This is a genomic window from Hymenobacter amundsenii (assembly GCF_002204745.1).
GTDB lineage: Bacteria > Bacteroidota > Bacteroidia > Cytophagales > Hymenobacteraceae > Hymenobacter > Hymenobacter amundsenii.
In genome coordinates this window covers 24,478-43,119 of the sequence record NZ_NIRR01000011.1, presented here as the reverse complement: position 1 = coordinate 43,119, position 18,642 = coordinate 24,478, and the positions used below count along the sequence as shown (strand labels likewise).

Here is an 18,642-nt window from a genome sequence, read left to right as displayed (position 1 = left end):
ATGAGAGGAAAGCCGGAAACTGTCCGGGTCTTTCGGGAAATGAAAAAAGGGGCCGGCGAACCGGCTTGGTAAGATACTACGGAATATAACGGCTAATAACTATATCCTACTTCGATAGCGGGGTTATGGTTGGGTTAAGAAGCGTAGCATCCAGCTTCTGCTGCGCGCATCCTATAACAGTGTTGCAGCACAGCATTGTTCGAAAGCCAGCAACGGTACGCGAAGTGGACGTTCCTTCTACTACGCCCGGCTGGCCACGGCGGCCCGGATGTCGGCCGGGGTGTCTTTGGGAATGGCGGCCAGCAGTTGCTGCGTGTACGGATGCTGGGGATTTGCATAAATATCAGCCGCAGAACCGCTTTCCACGATCTGGCCCTGGCGCATGACCAGTAGCCGGTCGCTCATAAACCGGGCCACCGACAGGTCGTGGGTGATGAACAGATAGGTGATGCCGAACTCGCGCTTGAGGTCGTTGAGCAGGTTAAGCACCTGCGCCTGCACCGACACATCGAGGGCTGACACCGACTCGTCGCAGATGATGCACTTGGGTTGCAGGGCCAGGGCGCGGGCAATGCAGATGCGCTGGCGCTGGCCGCCGCTGAACTCGTGGGGGTAGCGCATGAAGTGCTCCTCGCGCAAGCCCACCGTGCGCAGCAGCTCCAGCACTTTGTCTTTCTGCTGCTGCTTGGTACCACCCACACCGTGCACCCGCATGGGCTCCAGAATGGCCTCTCCCACGGTCATCATGGGGTTGAGGGCGGCGTAGGGGTCCTGGAACACCATCTGAAAATCGCGGCGGCGACGGCGCAACGCTTCGGCCGGCAGCTTCGCCAGATCGTCGCCCTCAAACAGAATGCGGCCTGAAGTTGGTTCCACCAGCCGTAGCAGCGCCCGGCCCAGCGTCGTTTTGCCGCAGCCCGATTCCCCTACCAGGCCCACCGTTTCGCCGGGGTAAATCTCGAAGCTCACCCCATCCACGGCCCGCACAAACTCCGGCTTCCGGTTAAAAAACCCCTTGCGGACCGGGAAATACACGTTCAGGTCCTGTACCTGTAATAAGGGGGCTTGGGTTTCGTGCTTGGGGTCGGCCGGCGTTCCAGGGTTAAAACCCTGGGCTGCGGATGAAACTTCGGGAGCCGCACCAGCTCCCAAAGTTTCATCCGCAGCTGCTCCCACCCCATTTTCACTGACCAGCCCCGCATCAAAGCCCGGAGTCGCCGGACCCATGGGAGGCATCTGCGCGAGCGGAAGTTCCACGCCGGATTCTGCGCTGGGAGCCAATTCAAGGCCAAATTTCGGTTCCACGGAGCGTGAAACACCATGTTCCACGGGGAACGTTTTGGTGGTTTCACGCTCACTGTGAGAGGTCGCAATGACGTCATCACCGCTTTCACCATCAGGCACTTGACCCGCGACAGTTTCAGTGGTGATAAAGCCCCCATCGGCTGTTTCACGCATGAAATCGGCCACTACGGGAAGTTTTTTGCGGCCCACCGAAAGTTTTGGGCGGCAGGCCAGCAAGCCCTTCGTGTAGGGGTGCTGGGGGTTGGTAAAAATATCGAGCACCGGTCCCTGCTCCACCACGTGGCCGCGGTACATAACGAGGATGCGGTCGGCTATTTCGGCCACCACACCCAGATCGTGGGTGATGAAGATCACGGCCGTGTTGTGCTCTCGGCGCAGCTCGTCGATGAGGCGCAGCATTTGGGCCTGCACCGTCACGTCGAGGGCCGTGGTGGGTTCGTCGGCGATAAGCAGGGCGGGGTTGCAGGCCATTGCCATGGCAATCATCACGCGCTGCTTCTGGCCGCCACTGATTTCGTGGGGGTAGCTGGCGAATATTTTCTCGGGCCGGGGCAGGCGGGCCATCGTGAATAGCTCCACGGTGCGGGCCTGGGCCTGCTTTTCGCTGAGGCGGGTGTGCAGGCGCAGGGCCTCCACTACCTGGCTGCCGCAGGTGTACACGGGGTTCAGGGAGGTCATGGGCTCCTGAAAAATCATCCCGATATCGTTGCCCCGCACTTGCTGGAGCTGGTCGTCGGTGAGCGTGAGCAGGTCCACTTCTCCCAGCGCTTCGCTCTGGAACCGGGCCTCACCGCTGGCAATCCGGCCGGGCGGCATCGGAATCAGGCCCATCAAGGCCAGGGATGTCACCGACTTACCCGAGCCCGATTCACCCACGATGGCTAGCGTTTCGCCCCGGTGCAGGTCGAAGGAAATGCCCTCCACGGCCCGGGTGTTGCCCCGGTGGCTGTGGAAATCAATGGTCAGGTCGCGGACGGAGAGAATGGGCTGGGACATAATCGGTAAAGATAGCAGGGCACGGGGCTGCTTCGCCCTGGTACCGCTTCGCCTGCCGAGCCGGCAAGCCGGGCGCACTAACCCCGAAACAGCAACGTCCCGCCGGAATACTCCGGCGGGAGTTTTGCGGTCTTAAAGAGCAGGCGTCTAAGCCAACTCCGAGGTATCGTGGGGGGCCTGGGCGGCGGCATCGTCGGTGGCCAGGCGCTGGGCAGCGGCCCGTTCGGCGGCGGCCTGAGCCTCGGCGGCTTCAAAGTGGTGGCCGTAGAAGCGGTTCTGGAAAATCAGAATCAGGGCCACGCCCACGAAGATGGCGGAGTCGGCGATGTTGAAAATGGGCCAGAGCGAAAGGTGCGAGCCGCCTACCAGTGGCCAGGTGGAAGGCAGAATACCTTCGTAAAGGTCGGCGTACAGCATATCAATGACTTGGCCGTGGAACCAAGGTGTGGGGGCTCCGAAGGGGGCGTTATCGTAGATAATACCGTAGAAAATGGAGTCAATCAGGTTACCGATGGCCCCGCCCTGAATCATAGCAATACAGATAATCAGGCCGTTAGGTGCTTTCTGCTTCCAGAGACGGTAGATGTAGTACCCGATACCCGTCACGGCCACCAGCCGGAACATGGTGAGTAGCACCTTGCCGTAGGGTGGCGGTAGCTCTACCCCGAAGGCCATGCCGGGGTTCAGAATGTAATGCAGCTTGAACCAATCACCGAAAACGGGGATTTCGCCGGGCATTCCCATGGGCATGTAGCGGTGTACAGCCCACTTAGAAAGCTGATCTACAACGATGACGAGCAGCGCCACCAGGTAATATTTCCAATACTTCATTTAGAAGAAGTGAGCGGTTAGAAGTGAGAAGTGAAGCGTGCGGCTGACAGGCTGTCAGCTCTGAGCCCTCTCCCCTCTCGTAGCACAAAGGGACGAAGATTTTTGGACTTCGCTGCGTGGCGACAATGTCCATTGGTTTCGTCCCCGGTATATGTTTGAGGCGTGATTTATGCCCTTTTAAGCTGAATTCTGGAGCCGGAAAATGCTTTGTGCGCCGGTGTGCCAACCGCCGTTTCAGGGGCGGCGGTTGACACCTCAGGCTCAGGCAGTTGCCACTTCCAGGCGGGCGGGCACCGAGTATTCGTCGAATTCGAGCACCGTACCGTCGCTGATTTCGGCCGCGAAATCCAGGCTCAGGGCCTGCACTTCTTCCCGGATGTAGTCGCCGAACGACTGCACGGCAGCTTCCAGCTCGGGCTGCTGGCCCAGGGTCACGCGGATTTTGTCCTGGACTTCCAGGCCGCTGTCTTTGCGCAGGTTTTGGAGGCGGTTCACCAACTCGCGGGCCACGCCTTCCTGGCGCAGCTCGTCGGTCAGGGTTACGTCGAGGGCCACGGTAAGGGGGCCGTCGGTGGCCACGAGCCAGCCGGGCAGGTCCTGGGTGCGGATTTCCACGTCGTCGGGGGCCAGGGTGTAGGTTTCGCCTTCGATTTCCACGGTCAGCTGGCCGGTTTTTTCGATGGTGCTGATTTCCTCGGCGCTCATCTGCTGGATGCGCGCGCCTACCACCTTCAGCTTGGGGCCATACTGCTGGCCGAGGCGCTTGAAGTTGGGCTTCACCGACTTCACGAGCACACCGCTGGTATCGTCGAGGAACTCCACGTGCTTGATGTTCAGCTCGGCACAAATCAGGTCTTCCACCTTGCCCACCTGGGCGCGGGTGCTGTCGTTGAACACCGGCACCAGAATGCGCTGGAGCGGCTGGCGCACCTTCAGCACCGACTTCTTGCGGAGCGAGTGGGTGAGCGAGGAAATTCGCTGGGCCAAGTCCATGCGCTCCTCCAGGGCCGGGTCGATGCGGGTTTCATCAGCCTGCACAAGCAGCGTGAGGTGGACCGATTCGGCAGCAAAGGGGCTGTTTTCGGCCACGCCGGCGGCGCGCAGGCCGTCGGTCATGTTCTGGTAGAGCCATTCGGCGAAGAAGGGCGCAATGGGGGCCATGAGCTGGGCCACGGTGGTAAGGCACTCTTGGAGCGTTTCGTAGGCCGCCCGCTTGTCGGGGGTCAGGTCGCCCTTCCAGAACCGCCGCCGCGAGAGGCGCACGTGCCAGTTGGAGAGCTGATCGGTCACGAAATCCTGGATGCCCGGGCCGCTTTGGTGGGGTCGTAGGCGTCGTAATGGCCGCGCACTTCCTTGATCAAGGATTGCAGCTTGCTCAGAATCCAGCGGTCCAGCTCGCTTAGCTCGTGGTGAGGCACGCGGGCCGTTTCGGTGGCCTGGAAGCCGTCGAGGTTGGCGTAGAGGGCGTAAAACGAGTAGGTGTTGAAGAGCGTGCCGAAGAAGCGGCGCTGCACCTCCGTAATGCCGTTGAGGTCGAATTTGAGGTTGTCCCAGGGCTGGGCGTTGGCAATCATGTACCAGCGGGTGGCGTCGGGGCCGTATTGGGCGATGGTAGCGAACGGGTCGACGGCATTGCCGAGGCGCTTGCTCATCTTGTTGCCGTTCTTATCGAGCACGAGGCCGTTGGCCATCACGTTCTTGTAGGCCACCGAGTCTTCCAGCATCACGGCCAGCGCGTGCAGGGTGAAGAACCAGCCGCGGGTCTGGTCCACGCCTTCGGCAATGAAATCGGCGGGGAAGTTCTTATGGAATTTCTCGCTGTTTTCGAGCGGATAGTGCCACTGGGCGTAGGGCATGGCGCCGCTATCGAACCAGACGTCAATCAGGTCGGGCTCGCGGTACATGGGCTGGCCGCTGGGGCTCACCAGGAAAATATCGTCTACGTAGGGCCGGTGCAGGTCCACCTTTTCGCCGTTGGCGTAAGGGTTGTGAGTCATGATTTCGGCCGTTACGGCCTTGTCAATCTCCTGCTTCATTTGCTCGATGCTGCCGATGCAGATTTCCTCGGTGCCGTCCTGGGTGCGCCAGATGGGCAGCGGGGTGCCCCAATAGCGCGAGCGGCTCAGGTTCCAGTCGACCAGGTTTTCGAGCCAGTTGCCGAAGCGGCCAGTGCCGGTGCTGGCGGGCTGCCAGTTGATGGTTTTGTTGAGCTCGATGAGCCGGTCTTTCACCGCCGTGGTCTTGATAAACCAGGAATCGAGCGGATAGTAAAGCACGGGCTTGTCGGTGCGCCAGCAGTGCGGGTAGGTGTGCTCGTACTTCTCCACTTTGAAGGCCGTGCCGTCGCCTTTCATGCGGATGGCAATGCTTTCGTCGAGCGTTTTGTAGTCGGCGCCGCTCTGGTCGTGGCCGTCGTAGTTCTTCACCCAGCGGCCGCCGAATTCGCCCATCTGAGCCACGTAGCGGCCGGTGCGGTCCACGATGGGGCTCAACTTGCCCTCATCGTCGGCTACCATCAGCGCTGGAATGCCGTTCTGCTGGGCCACCCGGAAGTCATCTGCGCCAAACGTGGGCGAGATGTGCACGATGCCGGTGCCGTCCTCCGTGGTCACGAAGTCGCCGACAATCACGCGGAAGGCGTTTTCCTCGTTTTCGAAAACTGGGAAGCCGGTGGCGTGGCCGAAGAGACGCTCGTACTTAATGCCGACGAGGTCAGCGCCTTTGAAGGTGTTTTCGATGCGCCAGGGCAGCACCTTGTCGCCGGGCTTGAAGTCCTCAGACGATGCCTCTTTTCCCTTCTCGGTGAAGTATTTGCCCACCAGCGCCTCTGCCAGCACCACCCGAACAGGCGCGCCGGTGTAGGGGTTGAACGTGCGTACCAGCACATAGGGGATGTTCTTGCCCACGGCCAGACCGGTGTTGGCCGGCAGCGTCCAGGGCGTCGTCGTCCAGGCCAGAATGTGGAGCGGCGCGGCGTCATCAGCCGCGAACAGCTTCTCCGAAGCCGCATCCCGCACTACCTTGAACTGGGCCACGACGGTCGTGTCCATCACGTCGCGGTAGGTGCCGGGCTGGTTGAGCTCGTGCGAGGAGAGGCCGGTTCCTGCCGCCGGGGAGTAGGGCTGGATAGTGTAGCCTTTGTAGAGAAAACCCTTGTCGTAGAGCTTCTTGAGCAGCGCCCAGCAGCTCTCGATATATTCGGGCTCGAAGGTGATGTAGGGGTCGTCGAGGTCCACCCAGTAGCCCATTTTCTCGGTCAGGTCGTCCCACTGGGCCTTGAAGCGCATGACGGTTTCACGGCAGCGCTGGTTGTACTCCTCGATGCTGATTTTCTTGCCGATGTCCTCCTTCGTGATGCCCAGCTCCTTTTCCACCTGCAACTCGATGGGCAGGCCGTGGGTATCCCAGCCGCCCTTGCGGGGCACCTGCTTGCCGAGCAGGGTCTGGTAGCGGCAGAAAATATCCTTCACCGTGCGCGCCATCACGTGGTGGATGCCGGGCGCTCCGTTGGCCGAGGGCGGACCCTCGTAAAACACGAACGTGGGCTGGCCTTCGCGGCTGCTCACGCTCTTCTCAAAGATGCTGTTCTGCTTCCACCAGGCCAGGATATCGGTGCCAACCTGGCCGTAGTTGAGCGGCTGCTTGTATTCGGGGTAGGACATTTTGTTGTTAAGTATCTCTAGCCTCCTCACGGTCGCCTCACCCCCTAGCCCCCTCTCCGAAAAAGGAGAGCGGGGACTAGAGCTAGATGCAACGGACTAGAATTTAGATTCGAATTCAGTTTTTTTAGGCTAGTTCCCCTCTCCTTTTCCGGAGAGGGGGCTAGGGGGTGAGGCGCAACGGGAGGACGACTAACTCTTCCGCATCCTCGCCAGATTCAGTTCCAGATCGTCGTCCTCGGCGTGGTAGTTGTCGTCGTAGTGCTTGATGGCCGACTGGTCGATGGTGGTTTCGTCGGCCCCGTGCTCGAAGGTGACGAGCAGGCAGGGCAGCAGAATCAGATTGGAGAAGTTGGTGATGAGCAGGCTGGCCGACATGAGCAGACCCAGGGCCTTGGTGCCCCCGAACTCGGAGAAGGCAAACACCGAAAAGCCCAGAAACAGCACGATGCTGGTGTAAATCATGCTGGTGCCGGCCTCACTCAGCGTGGTGCTGATGGCAGCTCGCACGCGGCGGCCGTTGCTAGCCATTTCCTGCCGGAACTTGGCCAACAGGTGAATGGAGTTGTCGCCATCGATGCCCAGCGCAATACTGAAAATGAGGGCCGTGCTGGGCTTGAGCGGGATACCGAAGTAGCCCATAATGCCGCCCGTAAGCAGCAGGGTGAAGAAGTTGGGCAGCAGGGCAAAAAACACCGTCCGGATGCTGCGGAACAGCACCAGCACCACCAGCCCCACCAGCAGAAACGCATGCAGCAGGCTGCTTTTGAGCGTACCGATCAGGAACTCGTTGCCCTTGGTGAAGATGATGGTCGTGCCGGTCAGCTTTACGTTCATGCCCGTGCCTTTGAAAATCTTATCGATTTCGGGCCGGATCTGCTTGCTGAGCAGCGTGTCTAGGTTCTGGGAGCCGATATCGGCAATTTTGAGTGAGATGCGCGCCTCCCGCATGGTGGAGTCGGTGAAGGAGCGCATGAGCTTGCTGGTCAGGGCGCCTTCCGAACCCTGCTTCGACTGCGAACGGGCCAAATAGCTGAAGATGTAGTTCTTTTCGGAGTTGTCGGGCAGGCGGTAGAAGGCGGGGCTACCGTTGTAGAAAGCCTGGGTGGAGGCTTTCAGGAACGTAACGATGCTGACCGGGCTCGTGAGCACGGGCTGGGTGCGCAGGTACTTTTCGAGGCGGTCGATGCGCTCCAGGTTCTTGATTTTGAGCAGGCCCTTGGCCTTGCCCGTATCCACAACCAGCTCCAACGGCATCACCCCATTGAAGTGCTGTTCGAAAAACTTGAGGTCGGAATTCACCGTCGAATCCTTGGGCAGATCGTCCACCATGTAGGAAACCGATTTCACCTTGCTCACGCCCACGCCGGCCAGCACGGCCAGCGCCAGGGCCGTGAGGTACACCGTGCGGCGGCGCTCCAGCACCAGGTAATCGAAGAATTCGAGCAGCTTGATGAGCGGCTTGGCCTCCAGGTGCTCCAGCTGCTTGGCCGTGGGCGGGGGCAGAATGGTGAAGATGATGGGCATCAGAATAAACGACACCAGGAAGGCAGCGTAGATATTGATGGTGGCCACCAGCCCGAACTGGAACAGAATGGCAATGTTGGTGAAGCAGAACACCACGAAGCCGATGGCCGTGGTGGTGTTGTTCATCAGGGTCACGAAGCCGATTTTGCGCACCACCCGGGTCATGGCCAGCACCTGGTTGCCCGATTTGCGGTAATCGTAGTGGTAACGGCTGAGCAAATAGGTGCAGTTGGGGATGCCGATAACGATGATGATGCTCGGAATCAGGCCCGTAAGCAGGTTGATTTTGAAGCCCAGCAGCACCATACTCCCGATGCACCAGGTGACGACAATCATCACAATCAGCAGTGGAAACACGACCGCCGACCAGGTCCGGAAGAACATGAGCAGCGTCAGGGCCATCATCACCAGCGTCAGGGCCACGAAAAACTTCATTTCCGAGGCCACCTTGGTCGTCATGGTAGCTCGCACGTAGGGCAGGCCGGCGTAGTGCAGCCGGATGCCGGTTTTGCGCTCGAAACGGTGGGCGTGGGCCAGAATTTCGTCCATCACGGCCCCGCGCCGGCTCGAATTCAGGTACTTGGGGTCGAGGGTGAGGGCTAACAGCGTGGCCCCGGTAACGGGCGAAATCAGCTGGCCCTTGTAGAACTCCTGCTCGTTCACTACCCGCATCAGCGAGTCGAGTTCGGCCTGCGACTTGGGCGGCGTGCGGAAGATGGGCACGGCCCGGAACGACCGGGCAGTAGTATCTTTTTCGAGTCGCGGCAGGCGCGTAACGCCCAGCACCCCGTTTACGCCTTCCACTTCGCTGAGCGTGTCGGTGAGCAGGCGCAGTTCATTGAAGTTGCCCAACTCATAGACCGAGCTGTCCTGCATACCTAGCACGAGCACGTTGCCGTCCTCGCCGAACTGCCGCTTGAACTGCTGGAAGTATACCATGTCCGGGTCGTCGGGACTCACGACCTGGGCGAAATCGTAGGTCATTTCCACCTTGCGGGCTTCCCAGGCCATGAACACGGTAATAGCCGCCAGCAGCCCAATCAGCAGCCGACGATTCTTGATCACAAACAGGGCAAGGTTTCTCCACATAGGCCGTTAAAATGCAGCAAAGGTACGCAACCCCGGGCAGGTTGCGGGTGGAAGCCCGCGACTAACTCCCGGACTGACAGCCGCTTTACGGTAGTGGCAGGCCAGGAGAAACATTTTTTATTTCTAATATAGGTAACATTTTATGCCCCTACTTCCGTAACTATGCCTCATTCAAACCGTTGTAATAACTAAAAATTGCATTTTAGTTATGGCGGCTTGTTATTTCCCCCTTGACATGACTTTATACCAGTCGCCGGAGGCTTCCCTGACCTTCAATCCCATTTCCGAAACGCTCCATCTGAGCTACAATGCTACCCGGCTTTCGCTTTCCTTTGGGCAGGCGTACCAGCGGGCCCTCGAGGAGATGCTGGCCCAGAATATCGGCAAGCTGCTGCTCGACATCAAGCGCAACGCCCCGCCCACCGACGACCTGGAGCAGTTGCTGCGCCCCCTGGCCCAGGCCGTGGCCCAGCAGCCCGACCAGCCCCTGTTCATCGCCGCCGTAGTGTCGGAGGGCCAGTACCAGTATCAGATCGGTAATTCGCTGGCCTCCACTACCCTACCCCCGGCCCAGGTTGAGTTCAACTACTTCACCTCCCGCCGCGACGCCGCCCATTGGCTGAGCGAGAACTGAGTTGTATCGCGGCTTAGGCTCCGCGTATCGTTGCCGACGGCTTGAAACGCGAAGCTGAAACTTCATCCTACATCGGACACCAATCAGCTAGGCCAACGAAGCGAACGAGGGACCGATTACCCAGCACATGTGCTGAGTAATCGGTCCCTCGTTCGCTTCGTTGCTTTCTACCCCTTACAACTGCTCGAATATGCGCGAGAAGCTCACGGCCTCGCCGATGTACCCGCGCAGCTCCGAAATCGGCATGCGGGTCTGCTCGCGCGAGTCGCGGTGGCGCACCGTTACGGTGTCGTCTTCCAGCGTCTGGCCATCGACCACGATGCAGAAGGGTGTACCGATGAGGTCCTGGCGGGTGTAGCGCTTGCCGATGGCGTCGCGCTCCTCCATAATCACGCGGAAATCGTGGCGCAGGCTGTTGAAGATTTCGGTGGCCTTTTCGGGCATGCCGTCCTTTTTCACGAGCGGGAAAATAGCGGCCTTGATAGGGGCCACGGCCGGGTGCAGGCGCAGCAGGGTGCGGGTTTTGGTTTGCTGCTGCTCGCCTTCGCCCTCCGTAATGGTTTCTTCCTGATAAGCCTGGCAGAGCGTGGCCAGGAACAGGCGGTCGGCGCCGGCCGAAGTTTCGACCACGAAGGGCACGTAATTGCCGTAGGCTTTGCCGGTTTCAGGGTCGATGTCGGCATCGAAGTACTGCTGCTTCTTCTTGCTGAGCGCCTGGTGCTGGGTCAGGTCGAAGTCACCGCGGGAGTGAATGCCCTCAATTTCCTTGAAGCCGAAGGGGAATTCGTACTCGATATCGACGGCGGCCTTGGCGTAATGGGCCAGCTTTTCGTGGTCGTGGAAGCGGAGCTTTTCGGCGGGCAGGCCCATTACCTCGTGCCAGCGGCGGCGCATGGTTTTCCAGTGCTCGTACCACTCGCCTTCGGTGCCGGGGCGCACGAAAAATTGCAACTCCATCTGCTCGAACTCCCGCATCCGGAAGATGAATTGCCGGGCCACAATCTCATTGCGGAAGGCCTTACCAATCTGGGCAATGCCAAACGGCACCTTCTGGCGGGCCGACTTCTGCACGTTCAGGAAATTAACGAAGATGCCCTGGGCCGTTTCGGGGCGCAGGTAAATCTGGCTCGAATCTTCGGCCACCGCACCCACCTGGGTCGAGAACATGAGGTTGAACTGGCGCACCTCGGTCCAGTTGCCGGTTTTGCTTACGGGACACAAAATCTGCTCATCGATGATGAGCTGGCGTACGCCGTGCAGATCTTCGCTCGTCAGCAGGCGGCCCATTTCGGCCAGCAGGGTTTCGGCGCGGGCCAGTTCGCCATTCTTCTCGTGCTCAGCGGCTTTGTCTTCGAGCAGCACGTCGGCGCGGTAGCGCTTTTTGCTGTCGAGGTTGTCAATCATGGGGTCGGAAAAGCCATCGACGTGACCGGAGGCTTTCCAGGTAAGCGGGTGCATGAAAATGGCGGCATCGAGGCCCACCACGTTCTGGTGGAGCTGGGTCATGGCCTTCCACCAGAGCTGCTTGAGGTTGTTTTTGAGCTCCACGCCGTTGGGGCCGTAGTCGTACACGGCGGCCAGGCCGTCGTAGATTTCCGACGACTGGAACACGAAACCGTATTCCTTGGCGTGCGACACGATATTGGCCAGCGTACCCTCGGTGGTAGCGGCGGCGGCAGGTTTGGGGGCGTTGCTCATAGAAGCGCAAAGTTAGCTAACGCAAATTGCGAAGCAGGTAAAACCAGTTTCTCACCCTGGAAAGGAGGAGAACCAGATGCTGGCTTCGATCTGCAACCGGCGCTTTTTCCACCGCTCCATCCAGCCCTAAATACCCTCGACTGGCCCACCTCAACTATTGCCAGCCGCCTACGTTTAGCGCCTCAACTGGCCGCCTTTCCGAACTGGTCGGTAACAATTTCATAATCTTGCCCCGCCTAAGGGTAGGTTTACCTTTGGGATGATGAAACCTGCACTCTCACCAATCCCCCCTTTATGTTCGGCTTAGAGCCTCATGTGCTGCTGCTACTGGCTGCCTGCCTGGTAGCGGCCTGCGCATTCGAATTCGTCAACGGCTTCCACGACACTGCCAACGCCGTGGCCACGGTTATCTACACCAACGCCCTGCGGCCCTGGGTGGCCGTTATCTGGTCGGCGTTCTGGAACTTCATCGGCGTACTCACCGGTGGTGTGGCTGTGGCCATGGGCATCGTGTACCTGCTGCCCGTTGAAAGCCTCGTCGACCAGAACGTGTACCACGGTATTGCCATGGTGGGCGCCCTTATTATCGGGGCTATCATCTGGAACGTGGGCACCTGGTACTACGGGCTGCCGTCGTCGTCGTCGCACGCCCTCATTGGCTCCATTTTGGGCGTGGGCATTGCCTACAGCTTCTTACCTGGCGTGACCGATGCGGGCGTGAACTGGGGCAAGGCCGGCGAAACCGGACTGGCGCTTATCATTGGGCCGGCCTTCGGTTTCACGCTTACTATTCTGATGATGTTCCTGCTGCGCCGGCTGGTGAGCAACAAAGCCATCTTCAAGGAGCCCCACAAGCGCAAGCCCCCACCCCTCTGGATCCGGCTGATTCTGGTGGTTACCTGTACGCTGGTAAGCTACTTCCACGGCTCGAACGACGGGCAGAAGGGCGTAGGCCTGATTATGCTCATCCTTATCGGCATCGTGCCCACCTACTTTGCCCTCGACCAGAGCCGTAACCCCCTCGATATGCGCGACTCGCTCGTGCGCGTGGAGCAGGTAATGAGCCGGGTAAACGTGGCCGATCTGAGCGCCGAAGACAAAAAAACAGTAGCCGAAATCCAAGTTCAGACCAACAATCTGGACCAGATTTTCGCCGGCAAAACCAAGGTCGAGCAACTTCCCCAGCAAGACCGTTTCCGGATTCGCAAAGCCATTCTGCTGCTCTCCAACCGCGCCAAAATCATTCAGGAGAGCGACAAGGTAAGCTTGAGCACCGCCGACCGCGGCACGCTCGAAAAGGGCCTGGGCAACATGAAGGGCTTCACCGATTACGCCCCTACCTGGGTGTTCATTATCGTGTCGCTCTCGCTGGGCATCGGCACCATGGTGGGCTGGAAGCGCATCGTGACCACTATCGGGGAGCGGATCGGTAAGGAACACTTGAGCTACGCCCAGGGCGCTTCGTCGGAATTGGTGGCCGCCTCCATGATTGGCATCAGCTCGGCCCTAGGTCTGCCCGCTTCTACTACCCACGTGCTCACCTCGTCTATCGCGGGAAGTATGGTGGCCAGCCGGGGTGTGAAGAACGTGAACCCCCAGATGGTACGCAGCATCGCCCTGGCCTGGGTGCTTACGCTGCCGGTTACCATGGTGCTCTCGGGCGGGCTGTTCATTCTGTTCAGGGCCATTTTACCAGGCTAATCTGGTTAGCTACCATCTTGAAATAAGCCAAAAAGCCTCCCCGTACTTCGGGGCGGCTTTTTTAGTGTACAGCTGATTTTCAGGCGGGTACCAAAATGAGGCTACACGGTTCAAAATTGGATGCTAATGACTGAAAACCCCGGGTTATGAAGTAGTTATCAACTTATCAACACAAAAATTTGGTTGTTTTGTGGATAACTCTTGGTTAGGCGGGCCATTGCACTTCTAAATCCTCATCAATAAAGACGCCGAAGTTCACGAACTGAAGCTCCTCATCCTCGAAATAGAGGTCAATCATTTCCTTTTCGTAGGAGATGCGCATCTCCCCGGTGTCCATTTTCTCCACTTCACTCTGCTCGTGGCCGTGGCGCTTCATCAGCTCCTGAATCTGGGTCGGGCTCTGGCCGTGGATGGCCTCGCCGTAAAGGCGAATACCAGGGTGGTCGGTTTCGATGCAGCTCAGGCGGTAGTCGTCTTCGCGGTCGAAGTAAAGCGAGTAGCCTTCATCGAGGTAGTTCCAGGCCTGGTGCTCGAACTCGTCGTCATCTTCCGATTCCTCGATTTCTTCGGGCTCGCCCATCAGGGCGCGCACCTCGTCCATGGAGGCGCCGAACTTGAGCGGGCCCATGCCCATGCCGAGGCGGATTTCGTTTTCTTCGGTGCTGGAGGGTTGCGCGGGCGTTTGCATAGTTGGGTCGGGGAAAGAGGGTGAATTTTTAAGCTCTTGGCTAACAGCTGAGAGCTGTTAGCGTTTGTTCAAGAGTAACGCAGAAGTTGCTTGAATGGCCAAAGCTAACAGCTAAAAGCTCCCAGCTAATGGCTCAGAAAAAATCATTTGCCGTAGCGTGCCTCAAATTCAGCGCGCTGTTCCTGGTAATCGGGGTGGGCCCGGGCCGCATCCCACTGGGCCTTGAAGATGGCGGCTGCGGCTGCTTTTACGGGGTCTTCGGGCGAGCGGGGGAGTTCGGGGCGGCCATGGGCCCCGCTCTGGCCCTTCTTATCGGCCGGCACGGGCCCCGCGTACTTTTTACCGCCTCTGTGGTTGGCGTAGCGGCGGGCCCGCGTGTAGCCCATCTGCAGGAACTTGCGGGCCATGTCGGCCCCCACAAAGTCGTGGGCCTTTAGGTAGGCCTCGAACAAGCCGTAAATCACGTCGGCCGACTCCCGGGCCACTTCGGGGTCGCGGAAGCGCCAGTGGGGCAGAATCTCGCCTTTATAGGGCTGCACCAGCAGTACGCCCTGCTCGCCCTTGCCCACCCGGTACAGCTCAGGGTGGCGGCGAAAGTCCACGGTGGCAAAGTCGAGGTCGTAGTCGAAGGGCATACGGGCAGCGGAATGGGCAAAAGGGCGGGCGGGCACCTGTATACGCCGGTCGGCCGGCGGGGGCTGTCGATTATGCCCGGAAATTCGAAAACGCGGGCCAGCTCTTCCGGCCCTAGCTCCGCCAACCACCGGCCAACCTAGCCGGACTTTTTTGAAACCCGGCTGGTTTATCCACAGGGTTAATAACTTTTAAGATTCTTTTATTTAATAAATTCTTTTTGTCCCCCATCGTTAGGGGTGTTGATAAGTGGATAAGAATTAGGGGTTATCCACGGTCGGGATAACATGTGCACAAGAATGGACTTATCCACCATCCATCAACAGGGTGTGTGGATAATAAAATGCTTTATATCAATACTTTAGCATAGTTTTTCACAATCCACAGGGGTTATCCCGATATCCACAATCCACAGCCATACCCCGGTGTGGATAGTGGTATTTTCGGGGGATAGTTATCCACCCTTATCCACAAGGCCGATGGTGGACAAAGGGGGTGTGGTGGGGCGTGAACCACCAAAAAAACTTCTGCCCAAGTTCTCCACGCATTATCCCCAGGTTTCCCCACCATTATCCACAGGTTATGCCCTCAGGCTTCACAGACGTGGAAAACTATGTGGATTACGCTTCAGCCCCCGCCCTAAAAAGGGGCTGATAGCTCCCAAAGCCCGATTCAGAATGTGGATATCTTTTCAGCCTTCGCACTATATAGCAACAAATAGGATTTTTGCTGTCTGCGGCCGAACGACCGGCCGGGTGCGGCTCCTTCCCCTGAACAGGAAAAGCAAGCATAGCGCAACGCCATGCGCAACCAAGCTCCACGCCTTACCAGTTACTGCACAACCTAGATTAACCAATTCGCAAAAAAGCCCGAATCCGGGCGGGGATTCGGGCTTTTGAATGATGCGCTAGCTGTGTCCTTGCCGACGAGGCTAGAAACTGAGCGTCTCCACGTTGTCGAAGTTGGAGCGGATCTGAATGGGCTTGGGGAAGAGGATAACCGGCTCGGGCGGGGCCTTCAACTCGGGGTCGCCGCCCTGCCAGCGGCCGTCTTGGTTGGTGTCGATAAGCACGCGCAGGCGGTAGGTGGCGGGCGCGAGGTTGTCGAAGCGGTAGCTGCCCTGAGGCGTATCGAGGGTTTGTAACGCCTGACCCTTATCGTCGAGCAGCTGCACCCAGTAGCGCTTGGCGGTGGTCTTCACCGGGCCGCTCAGCGTGCCGGTAGTGGTCTGGTCGACAACCTTCAGCTTTAATGGCGGCAGGCCCAGGCTGCGCCCGCTTACGCCCCGGATGGCGGTGCTGTCGAGTTGGAACGTGACGGTTTTTTGAGCCTTGGTGTTCAGGTTCAGCGTCAGGGTGGTGCGGTCGGCACTCAGGCTACCGTCGGCGGGCAGGCGTAGTGGGCGGCGCTTCACCGAGTCCTCGGCCAGCGTACCCACGGGCTTTTTGGGGTCGAGGCGGACGGGTTCGGTAAACACAAACCTCACTTGGCCCTGGCGGTACACTTCCCGGGGGGTGCCCTCCACGGCGTAGGCCGGCAAGGGCTTGGGAGCCACCTTGGGCGGGTCGGCAAACTTCACGGTAATAGTATCGCGGCCCACGTTGCCGGCGCTGTCAGTGGCGGCCAGCAGGTAGCGGCCCTCCGCCAGGGCGGGGCTGCGGAAGAGCACGGCCGTACGGTTGCGCTCGGTGAGGAGCACGGACTCGTTGAGGGTGGTGGCCGGGGCAGTGGCCGGCTCCAGCGGCGTAAGGGAGGCCGCGAGCAGGCCCTCGTTGTAGCTCACCCGCACGTCGGTGGGGTTGCTTTTTTGGGTCGAGATGAGCGGGCGGCGGCTGTCGGGCTTCGTGAGCAAAAAACGCAGGCTGTCGGTGCCGGGGCGCACCGTCAGCAACTCGCCGCCGCTGCGGTAACCGATTGCTTCGGGCTCCTCATAGCGGTTGTTCTGGTTCTTGTCGGCCAGGGCGTAGGCCCGGTATTGACCTTCCTTGAGGTAGTTGAGCGCAAACTGGCCCTGTTTATCGGTGCGGGCCAAGTAGGTGGGCTGGCCCCGCCGGATATCGGAGGTATCGGCAGCCGGATATAGCAACACCACCACGTTTTCGGCCGGCTCCTGGCTGAGCAGACTTACCACCGAACCCCGGACCGAACCCGAATCGAGTTGGGCCCCGGTGCTAAAGCTAACCGTCACCTTATCGGCTTTATTACTCTCGGTGATGTCGCTGATGGCCTCGCCGAAGTTGAACGAGTAGGTTGTGTTGGGTTGGAAGGGTTTCTCGAAGGTGAGCGTGATGGAGGTGCGGTCTTCCCGGATTTTATAGGGGTTGCCGGGGTCAAGTACCGGGGCCACAATCAGGTTTTTGGCCAGCTCCTTGAGCTGCACCTGCTCCGAAAATTCGAGCCGAATGCTCTGACCGCTCACGTTGCGGGCGCCGTTGGCGGGCGTGGTGCTCACGAGCTTGGGCGGCGTTACGTCGCGGGCCCCGCCCTCGGGCGAGCTGATGGCCGCGCAGCTACCCAGGCCGGCGGCAGCGGTTGTCAGCAGAACAAGAAAGCGGGCTCGGGTAGAAAAAGCTAGGCGCATCGGGGAAACGGGTTTCAGGGCCGCCCCCTACCCGCGCGAGTTCGTTTGGGAGGAGGCGTTTATCGGAGTTCGAAGGTACACCACCTAACGCAGCCCGGCCCCAAAACTGGTATAGCCCTCGTCGTGCCTGGCCAAGTCCGCCGAGGGTTTGCCGGTGCCGGCCGAAACCCCAATCGCTTGTTGGCAAGCCCGCCAGCCTCTCCCCTACCCCACCGGCTAGCGCTGGCGGGCCACGTAAATCAGGCTGCTGTACTGGCCCTCATGGCGGGCGGCGTACTGGTTCGATTGGTAACCGGCTTTGAGCACCGTCAGCATTCCGCCGCCCCGTTCGGCGCGGTGCTTCTCGCTGAGCATGCTCACGTAGTAGGCATCCAGGGGCATCGGCAGAACCTCCGTTACCTGCATTTTGTGCTTTTTAAGCAGCTGACGCATGGTTTTGGGGCTGAAATGATAGAGGTGGCGGGGCACATCGTAGGCGGCCCAGTCCTGGCGATAGTGCTGGGCGTCGAGGCTTTCCACGTTGGGCACAGCAATGATGAGCGTACCGCCAGGCTTTAATAGCCGCATGAGTTGCTGGAGGGTATCGTTCAGCTCATGAACGTGTTCGAGGACGTGCCAGAGCGTAATGGCATCGAAGGAGCCGGCCTGAAAATCGATGAGCCCGGCCACGCCAATGGGCTGGCCCACGCGGCGGCTGGCCTCTTCACGGGCCCGGGCGTTGGGCTCCCAGCCGGCTACCTGCCAACCATCGGCCTGGGCCGCGGCCAGGAAGTGGCCCGTCCCGCAGCCATAGTCGAACAATTTGCCCTTGGTGGCCAGCTTATTCAACAGGCCCACCTTGCGGCGCATGGTGAACACCCGCGCCACTTTATAAGCCTGGTTGATGATGCCGCCCGCCCCGCTGTTGTGCGACACGTACTCGTCCGACTCGTAGTAACGGCCGATGTGGGCGGCGTCGGGCCGGGGGTTGGTGAACTGGAACGTGCAGGCTTCGCACTGCTGAATGGCGAAACTCTCCCCGCTCACCGACTTATCCTCGACCACCAGCTTGTTGCGAAACTCCGTTTTGCCGCACACCGGGCACTTGTCCAACCGTTCGTAAACCACAGATTCTCGCTGATTATATTGATTGTGCTAATTGCCACGACCGGGCTATTTCGAACAGCCAGCCGCCAGCCGTAAGGCGAAGGTACAAAACCAAAACGGCCGCCGAATCGGAAAGAAACGGCGGCCGGTTGAGGAACTTGATTAAGAACGGCTGAAGAAAGAACGGTCATGCTGCGCGAAGGCGCAGCATGAC

At 59.6% G+C, this 18,642-nt stretch carries 10 protein-coding genes and 1 pseudogene; 2 read left to right on the top strand and 9 right to left on the bottom strand.

What is annotated here, in order from left to right; all coding sequences use genetic code 11:
- Positions 1-240: 240 nt before the first annotated feature.
- From CDA63_RS08730 to CDA63_RS08715, 4 genes and pseudogenes are all read right to left on the bottom strand, one after another.
- Positions 241-2,301: an ABC transporter ATP-binding protein gene (locus CDA63_RS08730; protein WP_088464069.1), complete on the bottom strand. Its 2,061-nt coding sequence runs from the start codon at positions 2,299-2,301 to the stop codon at positions 241-243.
- A 147-nt stretch (positions 2,302-2,448) separates the two neighbouring features.
- Positions 2,449-3,132, bottom strand: a complete 684-nt coding sequence (locus CDA63_RS08725; protein WP_088464068.1) for a lipoprotein signal peptidase — start codon at positions 3,130-3,132, stop codon at positions 2,449-2,451.
- 261 nt (positions 3,133-3,393) lie between these two features.
- Positions 3,394-6,794 (bottom strand): annotated as a pseudogene (gene ileS, locus CDA63_RS08720) (isoleucine--tRNA ligase).
- Positions 6,795-6,983: 189 nt separating this feature from the next.
- Positions 6,984-9,407 carry an efflux RND transporter permease subunit gene (locus CDA63_RS08715; RefSeq protein ID WP_088464067.1) on the bottom strand — a complete coding sequence of 808 codons (2,424 nt, stop codon included), beginning with the start codon at positions 9,405-9,407 and terminating at the stop codon, positions 6,984-6,986.
- A gap of 235 nt (positions 9,408-9,642) precedes the next feature.
- On the opposite strand from CDA63_RS08715, the gene CDA63_RS08710 reads away from it, so the two are divergent.
- Positions 9,643-10,041 (top strand): hypothetical protein, encoded by a 399-nt coding sequence (locus CDA63_RS08710; protein ID WP_088464066.1) that lies wholly within the window; start codon positions 9,643-9,645, stop codon positions 10,039-10,041.
- Between the two features lie 174 nt (positions 10,042-10,215).
- On the opposite strand, the gene CDA63_RS08705 is transcribed toward CDA63_RS08710, so the two are convergent.
- Positions 10,216-11,739: a glycine--tRNA ligase gene (locus tag CDA63_RS08705; RefSeq protein WP_088464065.1), complete on the bottom strand. Its 1,524-nt coding sequence runs from the start codon at positions 11,737-11,739 to the stop codon at positions 10,216-10,218.
- A 294-nt stretch (positions 11,740-12,033) separates the two neighbouring features.
- Between CDA63_RS08705 and CDA63_RS08700 the strand changes: the two genes are divergently transcribed.
- A complete protein-coding gene (locus tag CDA63_RS08700; RefSeq protein WP_088464064.1) occupies positions 12,034-13,440 on the top strand; it encodes an inorganic phosphate transporter in 1,407 nt (468 codons plus the stop codon).
- A 205-nt stretch (positions 13,441-13,645) separates the two neighbouring features.
- Here CDA63_RS08700 and CDA63_RS08695 read toward each other — a convergent pair whose 3' ends face one another.
- The 4 genes from CDA63_RS08695 to CDA63_RS08680 form a co-directional block, all read right to left on the bottom strand.
- Entirely contained in the window at positions 13,646-14,128 is a 483-nt protein-coding gene (locus CDA63_RS08695; RefSeq protein ID WP_088464063.1) for a hypothetical protein, read from the bottom strand.
- Positions 14,129-14,271: 143 nt separating this feature from the next.
- A complete protein-coding gene (locus CDA63_RS08690; protein WP_088464062.1) occupies positions 14,272-14,763 on the bottom strand; it encodes a DUF4385 domain-containing protein in 492 nt (163 codons plus the stop codon).
- 929 nt (positions 14,764-15,692) lie between these two features.
- The gene (locus CDA63_RS08685; RefSeq protein ID WP_088464061.1) at positions 15,693-17,342 is read right to left on the bottom strand and encodes an Ig-like domain-containing protein; all 1,650 of its coding nucleotides are present in this window, start codon (positions 17,340-17,342) and stop codon (positions 15,693-15,695) included.
- 216 nt (positions 17,343-17,558) lie between these two features.
- The gene (locus CDA63_RS08680; protein WP_088464060.1) at positions 17,559-18,449 is read right to left on the bottom strand and encodes a class I SAM-dependent methyltransferase; all 891 of its coding nucleotides are present in this window, start codon (positions 18,447-18,449) and stop codon (positions 17,559-17,561) included.
- Between the last annotated feature and the right edge of the window lie 193 nt (positions 18,450-18,642).

Bases quoted from the DNA above. Each gene is read 5' to 3' on its own strand.
- CDA63_RS08730 (WP_088464069.1), bottom strand. From the start codon at position 2,301: ATGTCCCAGCCCATTCTCTCCGTCCGCGACCTGACCATTGATTTCCAC.
- CDA63_RS08725 (WP_088464068.1), bottom strand. From the start codon at position 3,132: ATGAAGTATTGGAAATATTACCTGGTGGCGCTGCTCGTCATCGTTGTA.
- CDA63_RS08715 (WP_088464067.1), bottom strand. From the start codon at position 9,407: ATGTGGAGAAACCTTGCCCTGTTTGTGATCAAGAATCGTCGGCTGCTG.
- CDA63_RS08710 (WP_088464066.1), top strand. From the start codon at position 9,643: ATGACTTTATACCAGTCGCCGGAGGCTTCCCTGACCTTCAATCCCATT.
- CDA63_RS08705 (WP_088464065.1), bottom strand. From the start codon at position 11,739: ATGAGCAACGCCCCCAAACCTGCCGCCGCCGCTACCACCGAGGGTACG.
- CDA63_RS08700 (WP_088464064.1), top strand. From the start codon at position 12,034: ATGTTCGGCTTAGAGCCTCATGTGCTGCTGCTACTGGCTGCCTGCCTG.
- CDA63_RS08695 (WP_088464063.1), bottom strand. From the start codon at position 14,128: ATGCAAACGCCCGCGCAACCCTCCAGCACCGAAGAAAACGAAATCCGC.
- CDA63_RS08690 (WP_088464062.1), bottom strand. From the start codon at position 14,763: ATGCCCTTCGACTACGACCTCGACTTTGCCACCGTGGACTTTCGCCGC.
- CDA63_RS08685 (WP_088464061.1), bottom strand. From the start codon at position 17,342: ATGCGCCTAGCTTTTTCTACCCGAGCCCGCTTTCTTGTTCTGCTGACA.